The sequence below is a fragment of the Novosphingobium resinovorum genome (assembly GCF_027922145.1).
Taxonomy (GTDB): Bacteria; Pseudomonadota; Alphaproteobacteria; order Sphingomonadales; family Sphingomonadaceae; genus Novosphingobium; species Novosphingobium resinovorum.
Genome location: NZ_BSFC01000039.1, coordinates 75972 through 97326, shown reverse-complemented (window position 1 = coordinate 97326; position 21355 = coordinate 75972). Strand labels below are relative to the sequence as shown.

Genomic DNA, 21355 nt, shown 5'->3' with positions numbered 1-21355 from the left:
GCGAGATTTCATCTACTATTCGCCGCTACGCCCATTGGATGCATCATCGATCAGCGGCGGAATAAAGGGTTCTTAATTTGCATCCCGCCGCCGCGCGTCATCCGCGTTGCCCGGTAGAAGCTGACGTATCAGCGGCTAGAGCGACGAAGCGGCGCTTCAGGCGCGAATGCCAGATCTTGCGGCTCAGCTGGGCGCCGAGTACCGCAAGTTCGCCGTCACCGAGGCCAATCGCGGTAAGTTCGAGCAGTTTCGCGTTCCGCCACTCGCGCACGAACACGCGATGCTCGGCGCTGTCGTTGTCCTCGATCGGCTCTGCGAACCGCCGACGGGAGAAGGCGGAATTGATATCGAAGATGAGCTTGATGTATTCGCTCTGCGCCAGCGCGAAGATCGCATCCTGCGTCTCGCGTTCGAGCACCCTGACCGCATCGAAGGTGGCCTCATCCTTGAGCGCCGCGATCTTTTCCTTCAGGCGGCTGCATGTCGGCTCGATCACCTGAGGATTGCGGCTTGCGGCCTTGCGCACTGCCTCCACCCACAGCGCCGAGGCAAGCACGGTCACGTCGCTGGGCTCCATGTCGAGCGTCTCGAGATACGCGCTGACGGTCGCTTCGATCGTGTCGGCGTCCGGGCGTGCACTGAAGTACCCGCCGTTCATGCCGCGCCGCACGCGCAGCAGGCCTTCACGCTCCAGCAGGCGGGCGACCTGACGCACCGTGGCGCGCGCACAACCGAGCTGAACGATGAGCGCCTCTTCGCTCCCGAGAAGCGTGCCCTCCGGACTGGCGAGCGAAATTTCGCGAAGGCGTTCCGCGGCGACTTCCAGGGGGGTACGGGTTTTGGCGGCGATGCTCATGGATGCATCTCAAGCACAGAACGCGCGGGGCGGTCCAGTGCGCGTGTTTCAGAACAGGGCACGGACCTGCCGCATCGCCCGCCCGGCGTAGTCTTCAAGGCTGGCGATATCCGGTGCCTCTTTCCGGTTTGGCGCTTCGAGACAGACCGGGACATGCGGGGGAAGGGCAGCAGCGAGAGCCTTCAGGGGGAGTTCCCCTTCGCCGGGAAGGGATCGTTCGAAGCAGGCCTCTTCCATGTACGGCTTGCCGGGGCCTACCATCGCCGCATCGGACATCTGCACGCGTCCCAGAAGCTGCGGATCAAGCTGCGCGACCTGTTCCGCGCTGTTGCCGCAGCGAAACAGGTGCATAGCGTCGATGATCAGCTTGGCGTGCGGCGATCCCAGCGCGTCCAGTGCGCTCAAAGCGTGCTGAAGGCCGGGAAAGGCGTGAGGAGGCGCAAATTCGAGATAGAGGCCGAGACCGCGATCGTGTGTCATCGATGCCAGTATCGCCAATTCATCCATGGCGCGCATCGGGTCCGTTTCGATGGCTACCGTGCCGATTGCGACCACACCCATTTCAGCCATGAAGTCGAGATCCTTGTCGAGCGCGGCGACGGAGGAGCCGGGCCGGATCGCAAATCCCTCACCGAGTGACAGGCTTATCCCTTTGTCATTGGCCTGTTGTACCACCTCGAGCCGCGCGGATCGCTCGTCGCGCAGCGACCATGGTGCGAATTGCGGGAGCCGCCATGGGACCGGCGCAAGGCCAATGGAGATGTGCCCGCAGCCAAGCCGCGCCGCCAGATCGATGTGGTCCCCGGGAGGCATTCCGAACACCGTTTGTGAATCGATTCCAAGCCGGTTCATGCCCTTAATTCCTCATTGCCTCGCCGATGGATTTGGGCTCATCGCATCGACAAGGCTACAATACAGGATACTTTTTTGGAGTGCGGCTGAACGATATCGCCACGATGATGCGAACATTTCTTCTAAAGTATGCTCAATGGCCGCATGCTCCCGGGAATGCCGGTGCTATGGGCACCCATCCCAGGAAGATGGTGAGAGATGCGGGCTGAGGATATCGTCGCGGCAGCGGGTAAGCTGACCGGGTTGAACGAGTTTGGAGATCCTGCGATTCTGGATGGCCTGACGGTGCTCCTGAACGCCTACGAGCAGGAAGCCAGGTTCACCGAAACGGGCATGAAGCGGTCCGTGGACGCGCTGGTGTCGGCCATGGCCAACAGGATGCGGGTCGAGGACTGGCTGGCTCGTCACCCCGAACTTCTGGATCGTCCGGTCGAAAAGCCTCTCTTCGTATTCGGGCTGCCGCGAACCGGTACGACTCTGGCGATCAACCTTCTCGAAGCGGATCCCGCCCGTCGGTCGTTCCTGCGGTGGGAGGCATTCGACTCGGTGCCTCCGCCGCGCCCCGACGAACTGCACGCCGGACCCCGTTTCGATGCCTGTCACGTGAAAACCCAGCAGGGCCTTCAATTCGCCCCGCAGATCGCCGCGATCCACTACGAGGATGCCGATAGTCCGACCGAATGTCAGTTCGCGATGTCCGCCTCGTTCTGCGCCCAGATATTCGATTCCCAGGCCGACATCCCCAGCTATCATCGCTGGTTCCTCCACGAGGCCGACTACGGCCCCGCGTTCCGCTACGAGAAGCGCCTGTTGCAGCTTCTTCAGGCGGAATCTCCGGGGCGCTGGACGCTCAAGAACCCGTGGCATCCCCTGTTCCTCGATGCGCTCACGGCGGAATTTCCTGACGCGCAGCTCGTCATGACCCATCGCGATCCTGTGGAGGTCGTTGGCTCGGCATGCAGTCTGCTCAAGGAAGTGCGGCGCATGTACAGCGACCAGGTCGATCTCAGGGCCATCGGCGAGAACCTGATGGACACATTCGACCTCATGATCGCACGGGTGAACGACTACCGAGAGCGGCACGGCGCTGACGCGGTCTTCGATGTGCAGTACCGCGACCTCGTGCGCGATCCCCTCGCGTCGATCGAGTCCATCTACCGCCGCTTCGACGAGCCCCTGACACCGGCCGCGCGCACGGCCATGGAGGCCTACCTCGCCCGTAACCCCAAGGGCAAGCACGGTTCTCACAAGTATGATCTGGCCGAGTACGGCCTGAGCCAGGAAGGCGTTCGCCGCCATTTCCGGGATTACATCGAGCAGTATCAGATCGCCGTCCGCGCCTGAACGCCCCCCAAATAGAAATGCGAGGGCGGGGCCCCCGCTTATTCGCGTGGACGATGCAGTTCAGTTTTGCGCCCCGCCTTGGCGCCTACACTATCCGAGGATCGAAACAAAAACACGGCAGGGGAGAGAAAATGGGACGTTCAGCCAGAGTTCGTTCGCGATGCGGTCTGGGTACGGCGATGTGCATCGTCACCGGACTGCTTTTGACTGCCGGTGCCATTCCGGGCGAAGCTGCATCTCCGGCGCCAGAGGCGATTGCCTGGCCCGAGGCCGTTCCGCCGGGAGCCGCCGCCGATCCCCTTTTCACCAAACCCTATGTCGACATCGACGAATGGCGCGATGCACCGGTGCGGCACCGTTACGTGCATGGCGGCTTCACCGGCACCGACATGCGTTTTTCCTTCTACCTCCCGCCCAAGGAAAAGTACGAAGGACGCTTCTTCGAATACGTCACCCCGGTGCCGGACAGCGAGAACCTCGCGCAGAAGGACACGCGCGATGGCGGAGGCAACATCGGTTTCGCGGTCAACCATGGCGGCTATTACATCGAAACCAACGGCGGCGGGGCCAGCGCCAACTCGGGGCCTGCATACGCGACCGACCCGACCATCGGGGCCTACCGGGCCAATGCGGCTGCAGCCCAATTCTCCCGCGTCGTCGCCGCCCGGATGTATGGGGGCAAGCGCCCCTTCGGTTACATCTGGGGCGGCAGCGGCGGCGCCTATCGGACCGTAGGCAGCATCGAGAACACGGCCGGTGTCTGGGACGGGGCGGTTCCCTTCGTGATGGGCTCGGCGATGGCGACGCCGTACAATTTCACCGCGCCGCTCTACGCCTATCGGGTCCTGGGAGACAAACTGCCCGGCATCATCGACGCTTTCGACGTCGGCGGAACGGGGGACCCGTACAAGGGGCTGGACGCCGAGCAGCGCTCGGCGCTTCGGGAGATTCTGGACTTCGGCTATCCCTTGCCCGAGTTGCGCGCCCTCGCACGCGGCTACGTCGGCGCCTTTCCGGTGCTTTATCCGGGCATGCTCGCGGCCGACCCGACGTACTTCACCGACTTCTGGGCCAAGCCCGGCTATGAAGGGTTCGATCCGCCCAAGTCCTTGCGCGACGCCCGTATCCAGCAAAAGGCGAAGGTCGTGCGGCTGATCATGGCGGCCGATGCTAACCGGCTAGGGATCACGCTCAAACCGCAGATGGGTCAGGCCCGGGGCACGGCGGAGCTTGCGTGGCAGGCGCTCCTTGGTCCGGGAGGCAGCGAACTGCCGGTCGCCATCGAACTCGACGCCGTTCCGCAGCGTGACTTCGGCAGCGCGGCCGACCTGAAGGTCAACAGCGGCGCAGCGGCGGGAGCCCTGCTGCGGCTGCAGCGCGTCGACGGGAAGATCGTAGTCCTGCAGAGCAACGATCCGGCCGTTCTCGCCAAGCTTGCCGCCGGGGACGAAGTGCAGATCGACAACTCGAACTGGCTGGCCGCGCAGACCTATCACCGGCATCAGGTCCCGACCCCGGACTTCTACACCTGGAACCAGTATCGCGGCCCGGATGGCAAACCGTTGGGACCCCAGCGGCCCAAGCTGCTCGGTCCCCAGTTCGCCATCGGAGCGGCAGGCGCCGTGCCCACCGGCAGGATCGGGGCGAAGGTCATTCTCGTCGAAAATCTCTCGGACACTGCGGCATGGCCGTGGGGTGCGGACTGGTATCGTACCAAGGTAGGCGAGCACCTCGGCAAGAAAGCCGACGACGCCTTCCGGGTCTGGTTCACCGAGCATGCCGAACATGGAGGTCAGGGCAGCGCCGAGCTGGTGACTTTCACCGGCGTGCTGCAGCAGGCGCTGCTCGACGTCAGCGCCTGGGTGGAAAAGGGCATCGCACCGGCGCCGAGCACCGCTTATTCCATCAAGGACGGACAGGTTATCGTGCCGCCGACGGCAGCGGCGCGGCTGGGCATTCAGCCGGTGGTCGCGCTGCGGGCCAATGGCGGCCTGCGCGCCGAGGTCGCCGCCGGAAAGCCGGTCACCCTGACCGCCGAGGCTCGCCTTCCAAAAGGTACTGGCCGCATCGTCGGCGGGGAGTGGGATTTCGAGGGGAAGGGCAGTTTCAGCGATCCTGCGGTTCTGGAGTTTCGCAAGGACGGGAGCGCCGCAGTGAGCGTCACTCACGCTTTCGCGGTGCCGGGGACCTATTTCGTGGGACTGCGCGTGACGGCCCAGCGGGAAGCGGAAGTGGGAAGTCCGTATGGACGGATCATGAACCTCGGCCGGGTTCGTGTCGTGGTAAAGTAGTCACGACGCGCCATCTTTTCCGATCAAACAAGAACGGCTCCGGGGAAGACCCCGGAGCCGCATTTTTTCGCCCTGCTCGGTCGGGGCCGGACCAGTGGCCCGGCCTCGCCGCGCACGGTCAGAAGTTCTTGCGCACGCCGAACTGCACGATGCGGCCGATCGAGAAGGCGGAACCCTGGGTCGCGTCGTAACCCAGCCCGGTAGCGCTGCGGAACTCGGGCGGTTCGGTGTCGAACAGGTTCTGGACGTTCAGCGTGAACGACAGGTTGCTCGTCAGGACCGAATCGGACTTCACGTCGTACTTGAAGAACAGGTTGATGGCGTCGAACGCGGATATCTTGGTCTGGCCGAATTCGACGGTGCCGCGCTTGTAGCCGGAGGTGTGGTTCCAAGTGACTTGTGCGCGAAGGCCGCCAATCGTCGTTCCCAGCGTGCCCTGCATACGGAACACGGGCGTATTGAACGCCAGGTCGTCCGCGATCGGGAGCGATGGCAGAGCACGGGACTTCTGCGACAGTCGATAGTTGCCCGATGCGCTCGCATCGAACGAGGCGAAGCTGGTGTCGAGCACGTAGTTGGCGCTGAAGTCGATGCCATCGAGCTTCGCGGTCCCAAGGTTACGCGACCGGGTATCGAGCGAAACCAGTACGGGAGTGGTGACCCCGCCCGCAGTGATCAGCGCCTGAGAGGTCGAGGTGGGGTTGGCGACCGTGAAGTTGAAGTTGGCCGGATTGAACTGCGTCAGATAGGCTGCCAGTTCCTGACCAGTGGGCCGCACCGAGTAGAGCTGCGGGAAGTTGGCATAGTAGTCGGTGAGATCGGCGCTCGTCACCGGCCGGCCGATCGTGCCGGACAGGTCGATGTTGTAGTAGCTGGCGTTGAGGGTGAGCCCCGGCACGAAAGGCGGCTCGATTTCCAGTCCGGCCGACCAGTTGGTCGCTTTCTGCGGCTGCAGGCCGGGGGCCGTGCCGGACACGAAGAGACCGACCTCGCCGGGCGCTGCGGTCACGCCGGGCGGCGTGCGCAGGAACGCGGCAGGCACCGTCGCGACCGCCGATGCCAGAACGCCAAGCTGGTCGACAGGTGATGGTGCGGTAAAGGACTTGCCCCAGTTGCCGCGGATCGCGATCCATTCGACGGGGCGCAGCGTGGCGGCGAACTTGGGATTGAAGGTGTCGCCGAAGTCGCTGTACTTGTCGTAGCGGGCCGAGGCGGACAGCGACAGCTCGTTGAGGAACGACATTTCGTTACCGCTGCCGACGATCGGCACTTGCAGTTCGCCGAAGACGGAATCGACCTTCTGCGTGTAGCTGGTAGGGTCCTGGAAGGCGTAAGTGGTGGCGTTGGTCGTGCGCCGCTGGAAATTGTCCTGCATGTGCTCGTAGCCCACGGCAGCCTTGACCGAGCCGCCCGGGAGGGCGAACAGCGGGCCGTTGGCGATTGCGCGATAATCGAACAATTCGTTGCGTCCCACGCCCTCGGCGTAACGCAGCAGGCTGGCGGCCGTGGCAGGGCTGGCGGTGCCCACGTCATAGGGGTTCAATGCCCCGGACGCGAGTGCGCTGGCCTGCGCGGTCGTGCTGATCTGTGCGTTGCGGAACGAGGTGGTGGCGATGCCGTAGCTGAACAGGCCGCTCAGTTCCCAGTCGGAGCCGAGTTCGATCGAGATCGACGGCGCGATGCGCCATGTTTCCAGATTGGTTTCCTGCGTGGCAGAGCGAGCGCCGAACAGGGGGCTGTAGTCGTACCGAACGACTTGCGGCAGGCCGGTGTTGGCATCGCCGGTGGGGCGGTAATACGGCGAAGCGGCGGTCAGCGTCGCCTGCGCTGTGGCTCCGGTGCTCAGAGCGCCGGTCCCCAGCGTGCCGCCGACGGCCTCGATGGCACGGTTCGCATAGAGTGCGGTCACGTCGAAACGAACCGAGTCCGACAGACGCTGGTTCAAACGGGCGAAGACCGTGTGCAGCGTCGCGGTGGGATAGATGGCAACCGTGTCCGAGAAGTCGCAGACATTGGGGCCACCGGCCGCCAGCCCGGGGCCCGACGGCACGTAGGTTGCCGTGCCGACGCTGACGTTCGGAGCGGCGCAGTTGCGACCGGTCGGCACCTTGGTGTCCCAGTTGATCTGCTTAACCCAGTCCCGGTCCGAACCATAGACGCTGTCATGGTGCGAATAGCCGTAGGCGACGTAGAAGCCGCCCGAGCCCCAATCCTTGCCTGCCATCGCACTGGCATCGACCGACTTGTAATTTTCGCCCAGGCCATAGCGGGCGTCGACCTGCACGCCGTTGAAGCGGTCGCGGGTGACGAAGTTCAGCACGCCGCCAAGCGCGTCCGAGCCGTAGACGGCCGAGCCGCCATCGGTCATGGCCTCGACGCGCGCGATGACGCCGGGCGCGATGATGTCGGGATCGACCGCAACCTGCTGGATGCCTGCACCGACCACACGCTGGCCGTCGAACAGCACGAGCGTCTGGGCGCCGCCGCTGGTGTTGGCACCGGGCAGGTTGCGCAGGTTCGGACGGTTGATCGGATTGGAGGCGTTCGCTCCGGCCTGGGGCGACACACCGGCGGGCAGGGCGTTGAAGAAGTTACCCACTTGCGGAACGCTGGCGAGAACCTGGCTCGTCGATGCGGCGCCGGTTGCGGTGACCTGTTCGCTGGTGACGCCGATGACGTTGTTGCCCGCCGGTGCGATGCCGCGGATCAGAGTTCCGGTCACCACGATCGGCTCCGACGTGATCTGGTCGGCCGAGGTGTCCTCGGCGGGCGGCGCTTTCTCCTGTGCCGCCGCCATGCCCGGGATCAGGGCGATCCCGGCCACGCCGATCGCAAAACGCCACGCGGTGCGCTTCTTATTGAATTTCATCATATTATCCTCCCCTTCTTGGTTGAAAACCATCGCTCGCCGGCTCTTTCCGACCGATCGGGCGCAACACGAATTGTCAGGTCTGCATGGCGAGCCTTTCTGCCGCGACCCGGCGCAGCTCGCTTGTCTTGATCTTGTTGCTGCCGGTGACGGCCAGATCCTCGGGCGCGAAGAACAGCACCCGGCGTGGAACCTTGTAGCTGGCCAGCCGGGTTCGGGCGTGAGACCGCAGGTCTTCCTCGCTGACCTGCGCGCGCTCGTGAAGGGCGACGCAGGACACCACGATCTCACCCAGCGTATCGTGCGGTACGCCGACCGTCTGGGCGACCTTGACGCCTGCGCATTCGCGGATGACCTCGTCGATCTCCAGCGGGGAGACGTTGGCCCCCCCGGTCTTGATGATGTCGTTCAGCCGGCCTTCCCAGTGCAGCCGTCCGGCATCGTCGAGCCACCCGCCGTCCCCGGTGCGCAGGAAGCCCTCCGCGTCGAGCGTGTCGGCAAGGGCCACGCCGAGGTAGCCGAGCATGAGCGTCGGCCCCTTGACCGCCAGTTCCCCGCGTTCGCCCAGCGGCATGGTCCGGCCGGTCAGAGGATCGACGATCTTGAGGATATTGCCCGGCAAGGGCAGCCCATGGCTTTCCGCCGCTTCTTCCCGCGACGTCTGGGCAGGGTAGGCGGCGCTGAGCGTGAAGGTCTCGGTGTTGCCATAGCAATGCCGTGGCTCGATCCAGTCGACCTCGACCGTCGGATGCCGGGCGATCGGCGAGGTCTCGTCGACATAGACCAGCGAGGACAGATCGACTTCGGCCCAGTTCGGTGCGGCGATCAGTTGCTCCCACTGATGCGGCCAGGCGAAGAGGAACTGAACTTTGTGGGCCTCCATCAGCGCCAGCGCCTCGGCAGGCTGGAACGTGGACTGCAGGACGATGGTGCCGCCTTTCGCCAGCGTGCCGCCCACGATCATCGCGAAGTTGCCGGACCAGAAGAAGCCATTCGCGGTCCAGCTGCGGACGCCATCGCTCAGTCCTTGCTGCGGCCCCATGCGCCACATCTGCAAGGTCACCCCGCGATGCGAGGATACGATGCCCTTGGGAAGCGCGGTGGACCCTGAGGAAAAGAACAGCACGCCGGCATCGGCCGGAGAGACCGCAGCGGCACGCGCGGCAATACTCGCCTCCGCGATCGCGTTGCCCGCCGCGAGGAAAGCGGACCAGTCCTGCACCGCTCCGCAGGCCCCGTCGCCGACCATGACCAGCGTCTTGAGAAAGGGAAAGCGCAGCGAGGCGAAGCTATGCGGCGTGGCCTCGGTAACCCGGGTATCGAGTTCGGCCAGTGCCACCAGGAAGTCCTTCTTGAGCACGGTGCGCTCGAACAGCAGCGTTGAGATCGCCGATTTCTCGATGAGGTAACCAAGCTCGGCGGCCGTCGAGAAGGTCCCGATCGGCGCGGCGACACCTCCGGCGAGCGCGATGCCGAAAGTGGCGGATAGGAACTCCGGCCGGTTCGTCATCAGAACGCCGACCCGCTCGCCGTGCGCAAGCCCACAGGCGACGAGCGCTTTGGCCACCGCATTGGCTTCCCGCCAGAGGTCCGCATAGGACCAGCGCTCGGTCGTGCCATCCGGCCGGGAATGGACCAGTGCCTCGCGGCTGCAATATTGCGCCGTGACTTCGCGCAGGAAGCCCCCGAGCGTCAGTGCGCCCAGACCGGTCTCGTCGCCGAGCGGCAGACCGCAGGAGACGGACAGGGCCTGATCGGCTATGAAGCGATGCTGGGTCACGGCGCCGATCCGGTCAGTAGGGAAGCTGGACTTCGTTGACCGAAGTGACGACCGTCTTGCCGTCCTGGTTGGTCATCCGCACCTCGATCCGCACTACCGGGAAGCCCCAGTCCGATTCCGCGATCTTCTCGACCACTTCACCCTCGATCCAGGTGACGTCGCCCTCGAACGCAGGACCGCGAAACTCGGACTTGGCGTGGCGGACCATGCCGTCGTGACCGGCCCAGAAGGCCAGGTAGTCGGTGTTCCACGCGGCCATCGTAGCGCCGTAGCCGTAAGCACGGTGCATCCCGATCTCGCTCGCCCGGCTGTCGTCGATGTGGCCGCGCGATGGGCCGAGGTAGAGCCCGTCACGCAGGCGCGGATCGATCATCGCCCCTTCCTCGTCGAAGCTGAACCCGTCGATCCACCCCATGTCCTGATTGACCCAGCAGTCGGGCACGCCATCCACGCCCTGCCAGTAGAAGCTGCCCCAGATGTTGAACACGAAAGCGCGGTATTCGGTGGTGAAGCTCGCGATCGAGTGCGGGCCGATCACCCGGCGCGGCAGCTTGTCGCCCACCGCGACGTCCTCGAAATGCGGTGACTTGCCGTCGCGATTGGAAAGAAACCAGTCGCGCCGCACCTGGTCGATTTCCGCCAGTTCCGCCTGTGTCCATTTGTGCGGCGTGCCTGCGGTGGAGGCATACATGCCCCGCTTTTCGGCCTCCTTGGCAAGATAGCGGATCACGGTAGGGCAGGATTTGGCGATGAGGTCACCGCGCTGATTACGATGGATCGTGTCGCCGCGCTGGAACAGGGTCGGACCGGCGAACTTGGTGTCTGTCAGCTTGTAGCCGGTGAAGATCCGCTCATGGCTGATCTGGTCGCCGGGCCAGACGTTCACGCCGTACCACCACCATTCCTCGCCGCCGAAGATCATGTGCTGGCCATCGATCCGGCCCACGCAGGCCTGATTGTTGCCATGCCCGTAATCGAGTGCGACCAGCATGGATTGCGGTGCGATTATGTCCCCGAATTTGGACGCCGCCGCAAATCGCTGGTCCCAGTGGATCGGGTTGACGTAGTCCATCGCCATGACCCAGCGGCGGATGTCGGTCTTGTTGCACGGCTCCCAGAGCTCTCCGCCGCCGACCTGATGGCCAAGACGCCATTCGACGTCGCTGATATCCATTTCGATCCTGGGATCCGCTTCGGCCATGTCCCGCTCCTCCTCGCGAAACCACGCGACGCAGGGCAGGCCTGCAACGTCGCTGGTTCGTCGTTGACGGGCATAGTCGCGCAATCAGACGCGTATGGCTTGACCTATCAGGACAAAGTTCCCCTTGCCGTTGCAGACTTAGGCGCCGCGCGCAGTTGTGAAGGCGATTGCCCGGACCAGCGACGGCAGCTTCGCGAGAAGACGGCCTTTTCCGCGAAGGCCAGCTTTTCAGATATGCCCCTGAAATCCAGCCGGGTTTTCCGCAGATAATAGAGAGACAGATCGCGGTGCAGGTCGTCCTTCACGTCCTGAAACGTTGTCCCTTCATCCTTGAGGCGGCGGCGCAACGTACGATGATGAATATTGAGGGCATGCGCCCCATCGCCGCTTGCGCAGTCGCGGTGGGTAAGCCGGCAGATAGTTAAAGATACTGTCGCACTTGCTCTGGTATGCGCGAGTGGAGGAGGTTAATTACTTTCGATATGAAAAAATGTGGGAAAGTATTGTGAGAGGAATTAGCCAGAATACTGCTGATTATTGACCAATTCACGCGAATCTGGAAAGAAAGGAAACAGTATTTCGATATGAAGATGCCGTATGATCCTTGATAATCGAACGAAGATAAGATCGGCGATCCATGCTTGCTACCTTACTCACCTGGCGCACAGTTGACAGCTTTCACCTGCTCACAGAAAGATTTCCGCTTACAAGGTATCAACCCGGCGCCTCTCGGCAGCGAGGTCCCGCCTGTCGAGTGGCACATAGCCATCATCTTCTGACATATGGTGTGCAATGATAGCCTGCCCTTCCACAGAGAGCATGAACCGCAACAGGCCTTTGATTTCCGGATTGATCGACTTGCCCGGCGCCTTATCGATGTAGATGTTGAGGAAATAGGATATCGGCCAGGCGCCCCGGTCCGCGCCCTCTTGAGGCAGGACGTAAGGGCCGCCGTCGCGTGCGGACAGCGGCAGGACTCGCACGCCTTCCGGTGCCTCGCCCGCGTCGATCCATGTCGCATAGCCGATGCCGTGAGGGTCCGCCGCGACGGCGGCGAGGATCGCCTTTCCGCTCGGCATCGCCTGGTAGCGGGCGCTGAACGGCAGCCCGTCGAGCTTCGAGGCGCGCATGGCCGAGCCGAACCCGCCATCGTCGCGCGCGCCATAGACGTGGATCGCGCCTGCCGCGGCGCTCAAATTCGACCAGTCGGCAATGTCGCCGCCGGATGCGCCTGCCGCGAAGACGCGCTTCACTTGCGCCATCGATAGTCCGGCAAGCGGGTTGCTCGCGTTGACGTAGATCGCGGGCGGCGTCTTGCCGCCCGCGCGGGGGCCGTGACTGGCATAGGCGATGCGGATGCGCACCGGATCGTAGCCCTTTACCTGCCGGAAGCCGTCGAGGTCGTTCTCCCACAGCTCACGGCCCATCGGCGCGAAGATCGTGGTTCCGGCCGTCAGCGCAGGCATCGCGGTGGAGGAGCCGCGCAAGTCGGCGGTGAAGCGCACCTTGGGCGCGTGACGCGCGTAGGCGGCGAGCATGTCGGGCATGATCGTCGTCAGCGTATCGCTGCCGATGATCGAGAGGCTGCCGTCCGGGGCGACGTAGCCCGCCTCGCGCCGCGGGATCGTGATCCCGTGCAGCCTTGCGATCCGTTCCCGCGCATCCGCCAGCGCGGCGGCATCGAGCGGCTTGTATGTCGCCAGCACCGCCTTCAGGCGCGCCTGCCCATCGTCCGAGAACAGCGCCTGCAGCACCGGCTTCACCCACTCATCGAGGGCGCCGTCCTTGTCGCAGCGCACATAGAGGTAGAGCCCCTGCATCACCGGCACCGCCAGCGGCAGGCCGCCGGAAAAGCGGCGCACGGCGGCGCGCTCGATCACGGTCATCTCGCGCGGGATCACGGCGAGCGCGATGGCGCCTTGCGTCAGCAGCGGCATCGCTCCGGCAGGGCCGACGATGCGGGGGGACAGGCCGCTGGCTGCCGCTGCGATGGCACCGGCTTCCGGGCCGCCGCCGACAGCGAGGGCGCCGTCCGCCAGCACGTAGCGCGCCAGCAGCGGCTGCGCCTCGGGGATGGGGCCGCTGTCCTGCGCCGAAGCGGAGCCGGCGAGCAGGGCGGTTGCCAGCGCGAAGCCAAGCGCGCGTCTCACTTCTTCACCTTGCACACTTTCGCGCCCGCGCGCGCCCATTGGATCGCGGCGTCGAACAGCTTGCGGCCGGTATCGGTCATGCGGGTGAAGCTGTTGTTCTCCATGCCGATGAACACCCGGCGGGCCGGGGCGAGGTGGTCATGGTCCATCGTCGCGCCCGCCTCGTAACCGAACAGGGTCGCCTTGTCCGGCTCTCCAGGCCAGGTCATGATGACGTCGGCGCCGAGCCCGGGCCTGCCCCAGCCTGCGGGCGTGCGCGCCTCGGTCCAGGTGCCAAGGCCCGCCGGAATGCCCGCCGCCATCGGATGCGGCGCGCGCACCAGCCAGAAGTAGTGGCCGGTCTCCAGTTCGCCGAAGTCGGTGTCGCGGCGCAGCCCGGTCATCCACAAGTCGTCGAGAAGGTCGTTCTCCCAGGTCACCAGCGGCACGCCCATGTCGCGCCATCGCGCGATCATGGGGCGGTTGGCGGTGAACTGGTTGGAGCGCACCGTCGAGGACATGACGACAAGGTCGAACCCGCAAGGGTCCGGCGCGCCGTCCAGCCCCTCGCTGGTGGTGACGGCATAGCCCATCGCCTCCAGTCGCGCCTTGACCGCCGGGTCGGCCGAACCGCCGGGGGGATCGGCGCGCATCAGGAACAGCACCTTGCCGGCATCCGCCGCCAAGGCCGGGGCGGGAGCCGTGCCAATGGCCAGCGCCAGCAGCGCGGCGGCGAATGCCTTGGTCATCCTCAGAACCCTCCGCTCAGGCCGACGAGGAAGCTGCGGCCCTCGCCCGGCGTGATCTGCGCGCGGGAGACGGTGCTGGCGATGTAGTACTCGTTGGTGATGTTCTTGACGTTCACCGTCAGGCGCACCTTGTCGGCCAGCTTGTACCACAGGCTGCTGTCGAAGCGGGTGTAGCCGCCAACCGAGAAGGTGTTCTCCAGATTGCCCATGCGGTTGCTCGCCGCAACCACGCCGCCGCCGAGGCCGAAGCGGCTCAGCGGGCCGTCCACCGGCTCCAGCGTCACCCACAGGCTGCCGCTCCACTTGGGCACGCCGATCAGCTTGTTGCCCTTGGCGTAGTCGGTGGAGGAGCGCACGGCGGCGTCGGTATAGGCGCCGTTGGCGATGACCTTGACGCTCGGCGTGATCGCGCCGGACATGTCGAACTCGACACCCTGCGAGCGTTGGACGCCCGCGTTGATGTTGTAGCCGACGTTGTTGGGGTCCTGCTGCGTCACGTTCTCACGCGTCAGCTGGTAGACCGACAGCGTGGAGGCAAGGCGGCCGCCGAACAGTTCAGCCTTGATGCCGGCCTCGTACTGCTTGCCCTTTTCCGGATCGATCGGCTTGCCGTCGATGGTCGGCTCGGGCTTGGACTGGAACGAGCGGGTGAAGTCGGCGAACAACGAGACGTTCGGCACCGGCTTGAATACCACGCCCACGCGCGGCGACCATGCCTTGTCGTCAGAGGCGTACTGGGTGGTGCCGTGGTCGGACTGCTGGGCATGGTCGTAGCGCACGCCGGCCAGCAGGTTGATCTTGTCGCCGATATCGATCTGATCCTGCAGGTAGCCGGACAGCGACTTGGACTGCACCTTGCGGTCGGCGGCGGGAACCCAGGTGCCCGGCGTGGCGCCATAGACCGGATCGTCGATGTTGATCGCCGCCAGCGTGGCGCGCGCGAACGTACGGAAGCGATAGGACTTCACGTACTCGCCGCCAAATACGACCGTGTGCCCGATCCCGCCGGTGGAGAAGCGCGCGACCATGTCGGCCTGCGCATCGTAGTTGTGGTTGTTCTCGTGCTGCTCGACGGCGGTGCGGGTAACGGTGCGCGCGCCGGTGGTGGCATTGACCGCGACGCTGCTGCCGTAGTTGATGCCGAACAGGTCGAGCTTGCCCTCGTCGTAATGGCCGATCTGGCGGACGGTCAGCCAGTCGGCCAGTTCATGCTCGATGCGGTAGTTGAACTCGTAGCGGCTGGATTCGGTGGTCGCCCACTCTTCGCCCAGGAACCGGTCGCGCGGGAGGTTGACGACGAGATCGCCGTCGGCGTCGGTGGTGGCGACGATGCCGCGATCGGTCTGGTTCTTCTGGTGCGCATACGTCAGGCTGGCGATGACGCGGGTGCGGTCGGTCGGCTGCCACAACACCGAGCCGGACAGGAACTGGCGGCGGTAGGGCTGGAACACGTCGCGGAAGGTGTCGCCGGTCTGCGCGGCGGCGATGAAGCGCACGGCCAGCGTCCTGGCGGCATCGACCGGACCGGTCACGTCCACCTGCCCGCGCATGAAGTCGTTGCTGCCGCCCTGGACGGAGAAGTTCATCCCCCGCTCGAAGCGCGGCTGCTTGGTGACGATGTTGATCAGGCCGCCCGGATCGCCGCGGCCGTAGAGCACAGAGGCCGGACCCTTGAGCACTTCGATGCGCTCCACGTTGGCAAGGTCGCGGTAGCTGTCGTTGGTCTCGATCGCCGGGCTGAGCATGATCGAATCGATGGCGTAGTAGGAAGAGCGGAAACCGCGGATGGTGAAGCTCTCCGACCGATTACCCGCGTCGGTGCCAGCCTGAATGCCGCTGACGTTGCGCAGCGCGCTGGTGAGATCGAGGATCTGCTGATCGTCGATGACGTCGCGCGGCACGAACTGGATCGACTGCGGCACGTCCATGATGCTGGTGCCGGTGCGCGTGGCGGTGGTCAACTGGTCGACCTTGTAATCCTTGCTGCGCGCGCCGAGTACGGTGATTTCCGAGGAGCTGACGTCCTGCGGCGCGCCGTCGGCGGCGGCTTCTTCGGCGCATACGGGCGCGGCGTTAGCGATAGCCAGAACAAGCGCAAGTCCGCTCGCCCCGGCGCTAAGGCGGGAATGGGTATGATACATTATGTGGTGCTCCCCGAGGGTGATCTCGATTGTGCGGCGCACATATTGCTACTGCGAATTGATTGCAAGATTTTAGAGGTGCCGTCGGGAGGCTGGAAGGCACGGCTGTGGAACCTGATTGACAGACTCGTCGATCTGTTCAAGCACCACCGAGTACGCCAACTACTTCAGCTCTAGCGGATATGCCCGGAATGAGTGGGGACCGCTCCAGTGGCTCGTACACCGAACTTCCCTCATAACAGTGGATATAAGCTGAGATTTTTATATCATTTTAGAACTAGCGACGGTCATCAATTGACGTTGAGTATATTTGCGTCCGCTTGCTGCTGTTATTCAAGCTTTAAGCATTCATCTTCGAAGGAGTTGGCGTCTATCGCCGAACACGCAGGAGGTTGCGCTATGGATGCAGGTACGCAGACCGTTTGCTCAGGCTTCCCGCTGTTCTCGAGCGTATGGGAATGTCTCGTGGCACGCTCTACACAAAAATGGAGGCGACCACATTTCCCGCAGCGCTATCGGATATCGGCGCGCTGCAGTGCGTGGGGAGAAAGTGACGACGAAATTTGGCAGCACTCACTGTTTCCTGCCCAGCGGCCATGGTTGGCCTTGCAAGCCACCGGAAGTTTAGGACAATTTGGAGCGGTATGAGCTGCGCTGAGACGTTATGAGTTGGTCGGGGAGACAGGATTCGAACCTGCGACATCTTGCTCCCAAAGCAAGCGCGCTACCGGACTGCGCCACTCCCCGACCTGGGGTTGTCGATGCTGCTGCCGGAAAGGCAGCAACCGGCGAATGGTGGGCCCGGCAGGATTCGAACCCGCGACCTAGCCGTTATGAGCGGCCAGCTCTAACCGCTGAGCTACAGGCCCCCGTGCCGGACCCGACCCCATCGACGATGGCCGGGTGCCAAGCCCGTTAGCTTGGCAATGCGTATGACGCAAGCGCGGTTCTATCCGCGTTGCACACTGTTCATGATTTCATGCACACTTGTCGGCTTCACACCTCGTCGCGCGAGGTGCGTGAACAGTGTGCGCCACCAGTCGTAGAGCGCGTCGAGATCTGCTTCGCTTCGCACATAGGGCGTGTGGCCCGTAGCCAGCGACGGGCTGTGGAACGAGAACACAAGTACCGGTAGGCCCTCATCGATGGCGATATCAACGCCGCGCAGTGCTTCCTCCGCGGTGATGCCCTCAGGCGTTAGGGGGATGCGTTCCAGCAGGCCTGCGCGCGCGAGGACACCGCGCATTGTCGGGGCGCGCCACAAGTGCGGGTAGATGACATTGCCGACCTGCCGCAACGGCCCCCAATATACGGTGGTGAGCGGCAATTCGAGAAGTTCGCGCTCCTTGCCGACCCAGTAGGGGTGGAGCGGATGCTCGCGATAATTGGGGCCGCCGGTACCGCTATAGTCGAAGCGCGCCCGTACCGAGGTATCGATGGCTATGCCGCATTCGAGAAGGATTTCTGCCGTGCGCGTGCCGAGGCCGTAGCGGCCGGCGCGGTAGATGCGCGGGGGCGTGCCGAAGGCGCTTTCGATCCGGTCACGCAGGGTGTGCAGCTTTTCGCGTTCCAGTTCGAAGGGCAGATTACCCGCGTAGCTGTTGAGTTCGTTGACATCCTCGACGAACGGCGGGTTTACCCAAGGGTGAAGCTGGACGCCGACTTCGGCACGCCCAGATAAAACCGCATCGCCGATCGCTTCGGGGGCGAAGGCGGAATCCGCGACCGGCCAGTCGATGAGGTAGGACGGGACAACACCGAACCCTTCGCAGAATTGCTGGAATTTGCGCAGGGCGGGTACGGCGACGACGCTGTGCGCCTTGCGGTCGAGCGGAGCCGACCAGTCGAATTCCTCTTCGGTATCGACGGTGACGATGAAGCGCTGGCCAAAGTCGTGGCAGAATGCGGCGAAGGCCTGCCTGCCGGGCGGCTGCAGAAGGTTCGGAACTGGCAAAAAGTCTTTCCCTCTGCGTCGCATCACCAAGGGATTACTGCGAAAAAGTTGCCGAAGTGCTATTGTGTGTGGCCCGCTCGGTCAAGGTAGGCAGCGACAGGTGAAGGTTGTTTGTTACACGTTGCAGCGAGCCGCCGGCCGCCGCGGCTTCTGCTGCGGCAAGGCGCAGAGTGAAGCCAATACCGAACATGCCTGCAGCAAGCGATTGGCCGCGTTCGCCGGCGACAGGATCAAAAAGCGCTTCCGGCGCGCGCTCGGCCAGAACCGCGGGCAGCGCAACTGAAAGCTCGATCATCGCAGATTTTGGATCGGTACGTTGATTCCAGCGCAAGTCGAGCGTTTCACCCGGTAGAGTCGATCCGGCGAGGGCGGCGAACAGCCGCCAAACCAGTCGTTCCACTTCGGGCCGGGCTATGCGCACCGGCAATGTCGTTGCCGAGGGATCGGCGAGCATCGAAAACCCACTGCCGCGCGGCTCGGTCCAGGCACGCAGGCGCACGATGGTCTGGGCAAGTACCCGAGCAAGATCGCACTCGCCGTCCTCGAGCCGCATCGCACCCGATTCGAGCTTCACCAGCCGGTCGAGTTCCTCGAAGCCAGCCAGAATATGCGCGCAGTCGCCGGCGATGGCGGCCGCCAGCGCGCGGTACTCGTGCGGGGCCGGGCCGTAGAGTTGCTGCTGAATGATCTCGGCCGCTACCTGGATTGCATTGGCGGGCGTGCGTAACTCGTGAAGAACTTCGCGCATGCGATCGGCCTCTGCATGAGCGGCGACCGGCGCTGCGAGAGCTTCCGCAGGGGCAGCAAGGCGACGAAGGCGGCCGCAGTATCCGGCGAAGCGGCCATGTTCGAAGCGGGCGATGGCATCGATTTGCCAAGGGCCGCTAACGGCAGGCGCACCGGTGATGATGATTCGGGTCTCGCGCAGAGGCAGGCAGTGCTCCATGGCATGAGATATCTGCGCGGCTTGCGGATCATGCGTGCCGAGCGAAAGTCCGACCACGGACGGCGCATGTGGGCCATCCGCCCAGTCGATGCGTCCTTCAAGCCCGGTGGTGAAGTCGATGGCGGTAGCAAGTCGCTGGGTTGCGAGGATGGTCGTGTCGCCCAGCGGCAGGCGTGGCGAATCTGCATGGATTTCGGGCGGCCCCTTGGCCTCGCGAGCCTTTCGAAATTCCTCGATGCGCCGGACGATCGCCCCGATTCCAGCTTCGCGAGGGCTGGACGCGGGGGCGGTGGCGACCTTGTGCTGCAGGTCCTTGTGCTGCTGAGCCGCGCGCGCGCGGGCCCATTCGCTCAAGGAAGTCGGCGGTGGCGGCGCATCCGCCATATCGAGTAGTTCAAGTACATCATCCGACATGTCCTGATCGACGGCGATGTTGCCCGTGGGTCGCTGGAGGCGCGATTGGGGCTCTGGCAGAGAATCCTCCGGATGTGGGTCGGCCGGGCCCGCAGGCAGCCCGCGATCGTACACGCCGAGTTGTTCCAGCAGAGCATTGACCCGTGGCGACAAGTCGCGGCGGTGGCGCAGGATGCCGCGAGCGCGGACCGGAAGGCGCGGGATGAGTCCGAGCCACGCCGCATCATCGAGGTCCGCAGAGGCAATCCCGGCGCAGGCGACGTCGGGTTCGGCGTCGGCCAACCATTTCAGCAGCCGCGGGTTCGTCATCGGCTGCAACGGCCCACGAAGCAGTCTTACGCGCTCGGCCGCGGGAAGTTCTCTGCCGAGTTGATCGAGCCGAGCGTAGGCGGCTTCGACCGTCTCGCCCGTCTCCTGCGAATCGGTCGCACGTCCGAGAATGTCGATGAGCTGCCTGAACTGGATCCGCGCGAGACTGTCCCCCGAGGACGGGAGGCGCAGGACCGTGGCAAGGCGATCGTCGAAATGCATTCCATCTCCAGACGCGAAAGGCGCGCCTCGGGTTACGTGGCAGATTCGGTCCTATGCCCGCGTGATGTTTACCATAAGGAAAACACCGGGTCGCTTTTTCGTAGCAAAGTGCGTCGGGATCGAAAGAGCCGAGTTTCGGCCGTTGCAAAGCGGGACGATTACGCTATGGGCTAATAATATTACGGCGCGCTCGCATTTTCGATGTAGATGTTGCAACAAGGCGAAGCGAGAGGCGTGTGCCTGGGGAATTTGAATGATCAATCTCGATGAAATCGACCGTCGCCTGCTGGCGGAATTGCAGGCGGAAGGTCGCATCACCAATGTCGAACTCGCCCAGCGCGTGGGTCTGACCGCGCCGCCGTGCCTGCGCCGCGTGCGCAGCCTCGAGGAAGCGGGCGTGATCCAGGGCTATCACGCCGATCTCGACGCGTCGAAGCTGGGCTTCACGATCACCGTCTTCGCGCTGGTCAGCCTCAAGAGCCAGGCCGAGGAATCGCTGCGCGCCTTCGAGGACCACATGAAGGGCCTGCCCGAAGTGCGCGAGTGCCACATGCTCAACGGCGAGATCGACTTCATCCTGAAGATCGTCAGCCGCGATCTGCAGAGCTTCCAGGAATTCCTCACCAGCAAGCTGACGCCCGCGCCCAACGTGGACAGCGTCAAGACCTCGCTGACGATCCGCACGGCCAAGAGCATCCCGGGCGTTCCGCTGGGCTGAGGTTGGAGCGATGCGCGTGACGGGACGGTCGAAGCGTACGCCGCTGCTGGTAGCGGCGGTGGCGTTGCTGGTGGCGGCGAACGCCTGGTGGTTCTGGCCGCGCGGCGATGCGCAGAATACAGCGGCTTTCCAACTCGCCGACAGCAGCGACTACGGGCGAGGTTCAGTGGCGGCAGGCATCACGCGTGCGGACATTGACGCCGCGCCGTTCTATGACGCCGCTGCCGACCGCTGGTTGGTGCAGGGCAAGCCGATTGCCGATCTTCACGGGCATATGTTGCCAGCAGAACCGCGCGGCAAGCGTCCGGGTTTCGTCATCGCGGGATTGGCGCAGCAGGCGACCACCGAGGATGTGCGCAAGGCGCTCCTCAATCTTACCGGGCAGGGTATTTGCCTTGTTGCGCTGCCCGATGCGGTCGATCCGCTGGGCGTGTCGGTGCACCGGATCGTTGCGGTTCGCGATGGCCGGGGGGAATTGCGTCACTGCAAGGAGTGACGTACCGAAGTCGCCTTCATAGCGCCCGTCATCCCAGCGAAGGCTGGGACCGCTCTCGTCAGAGCGCGCGCTATCTGCAAGACC

At 64.3% G+C, this 21355-nt stretch carries 16 protein-coding genes and 2 tRNA genes; 5 read left to right on the top strand and 13 right to left on the bottom strand.

Features of this window, described 5'->3' with window-relative positions; translation table 11 throughout:
- Window positions 1–97: 97 nt before the first annotated feature.
- Both PKE80_RS21540 and PKE80_RS21535 read right to left on the bottom strand, forming a co-directional pair.
- Window positions 98–856 (bottom strand): GntR family transcriptional regulator, encoded by a 759-nt coding sequence (locus PKE80_RS21540; RefSeq protein WP_271184274.1) that lies wholly within the window; start codon window positions 854–856, stop codon window positions 98–100.
- Between the two features lie 48 nt (window positions 857–904).
- Window positions 905–1708 carry a sugar phosphate isomerase/epimerase family protein gene (locus PKE80_RS21535; RefSeq protein WP_271184273.1) on the bottom strand — a complete coding sequence of 268 codons (804 nt, stop codon included), beginning with the start codon at window positions 1706–1708 and terminating at the stop codon, window positions 905–907.
- A gap of 198 nt (window positions 1709–1906) precedes the next feature.
- Between PKE80_RS21535 and PKE80_RS21530 the strand changes: the two genes are divergently transcribed.
- Both PKE80_RS21530 and PKE80_RS21525 read left to right on the top strand, forming a co-directional pair.
- Window positions 1907–3052, top strand: coding sequence for a sulfotransferase family protein (locus PKE80_RS21530; protein WP_271184272.1), 1146 nt, complete (start codon window positions 1907–1909; stop codon window positions 3050–3052).
- 131 nt (window positions 3053–3183) lie between these two features.
- Entirely contained in the window at window positions 3184–5343 is a 2160-nt protein-coding gene (locus tag PKE80_RS21525) for a PKD domain-containing protein (protein WP_271184271.1), read from the top strand.
- Window positions 5344–5461: 118 nt separating this feature from the next.
- On the opposite strand, the gene PKE80_RS21520 is transcribed toward PKE80_RS21525, so the two are convergent.
- The 7 genes from PKE80_RS21520 to PKE80_RS21490 all read right to left on the bottom strand — a co-directional run bounded on the left by PKE80_RS21520 (window position 5462) and on the right by PKE80_RS21490 (window position 16212).
- Complete coding sequence (locus PKE80_RS21520; protein WP_271184270.1) at window positions 5462–8212, bottom strand: TonB-dependent receptor domain-containing protein; 2751 nt, start codon at window positions 8210–8212, stop codon at window positions 5462–5464.
- 76 nt (window positions 8213–8288) lie between these two features.
- Window positions 8289–9992: a class I adenylate-forming enzyme family protein gene (locus tag PKE80_RS21515; RefSeq protein WP_271184269.1), complete on the bottom strand. Its 1704-nt coding sequence runs from the start codon at window positions 9990–9992 to the stop codon at window positions 8289–8291.
- Between the two features lie 13 nt (window positions 9993–10005).
- A complete protein-coding gene (locus PKE80_RS21510) occupies window positions 10006–11193 on the bottom strand; it encodes a MaoC family dehydratase (RefSeq protein WP_271184268.1) in 1188 nt (395 codons plus the stop codon).
- Between the two features lie 107 nt (window positions 11194–11300).
- On the bottom strand, window positions 11301–11612 hold the full coding sequence (locus tag PKE80_RS21505; protein WP_271184294.1) for a helix-turn-helix domain-containing protein: 312 nt from the start codon (window positions 11610–11612) through the stop codon (window positions 11301–11303).
- A 285-nt stretch (window positions 11613–11897) separates the two neighbouring features.
- Window positions 11898–13343: a PstS family phosphate ABC transporter substrate-binding protein gene (locus PKE80_RS21500; RefSeq protein ID WP_271184267.1), complete on the bottom strand. Its 1446-nt coding sequence runs from the start codon at window positions 13341–13343 to the stop codon at window positions 11898–11900.
- A complete protein-coding gene (locus PKE80_RS21495; protein WP_271184266.1) occupies window positions 13340–14071 on the bottom strand; it encodes a hypothetical protein in 732 nt (243 codons plus the stop codon). Before PKE80_RS21495 ends, PKE80_RS21500 begins: the two co-directional genes overlap by 4 nt.
- A 2-nt stretch (window positions 14072–14073) precedes the next feature.
- A complete protein-coding gene (locus PKE80_RS21490; RefSeq protein WP_271184265.1) occupies window positions 14074–16212 on the bottom strand; it encodes a TonB-dependent siderophore receptor in 2139 nt (712 codons plus the stop codon).
- A gap of 392 nt (window positions 16213–16604) precedes the next feature.
- On the opposite strand from PKE80_RS21490, the gene PKE80_RS25360 reads away from it, so the two are divergent.
- The gene (locus tag PKE80_RS25360; RefSeq protein ID WP_373877745.1) at window positions 16605–16766 is read left to right on the top strand and encodes an AlpA family phage regulatory protein; all 162 of its coding nucleotides are present in this window, start codon (window positions 16605–16607) and stop codon (window positions 16764–16766) included.
- Window positions 16767–16882: 116 nt separating this feature from the next.
- Here the strand turns inward: PKE80_RS25360 and PKE80_RS21485 are convergent.
- From PKE80_RS21485 to PKE80_RS21470, 4 genes are all read right to left on the bottom strand, one after another.
- Window positions 16883–16959, bottom strand: a tRNA-Pro gene (locus PKE80_RS21485).
- A 46-nt stretch (window positions 16960–17005) separates the two neighbouring features.
- Window positions 17006–17081 (bottom strand) — tRNA-Ile (locus PKE80_RS21480).
- An 80-nt stretch (window positions 17082–17161) separates the two neighbouring features.
- A complete protein-coding gene (locus tag PKE80_RS21475) occupies window positions 17162–18166 on the bottom strand; it encodes a polysaccharide deacetylase family protein (RefSeq protein ID WP_271184293.1) in 1005 nt (334 codons plus the stop codon).
- A 34-nt stretch (window positions 18167–18200) separates the two neighbouring features.
- On the bottom strand, window positions 18201–20057 hold the full coding sequence (locus PKE80_RS21470; RefSeq protein WP_271184264.1) for a sensor histidine kinase family protein: 1857 nt from the start codon (window positions 20055–20057) through the stop codon (window positions 18201–18203).
- A gap of 253 nt (window positions 20058–20310) precedes the next feature.
- Here PKE80_RS21470 and PKE80_RS21465 point away from each other — a divergent pair, with 253 nt between their 5' ends.
- Complete coding sequence (locus PKE80_RS21465; protein ID WP_008828388.1) at window positions 20311–20775, top strand: Lrp/AsnC family transcriptional regulator; 465 nt, start codon at window positions 20311–20313, stop codon at window positions 20773–20775.
- A gap of 10 nt (window positions 20776–20785) precedes the next feature.
- Complete coding sequence (locus tag PKE80_RS21460; protein WP_271184263.1) at window positions 20786–21271, top strand: hypothetical protein; 486 nt, start codon at window positions 20786–20788, stop codon at window positions 21269–21271.
- Window positions 21272–21355: the final 84 nt, after the last annotated feature.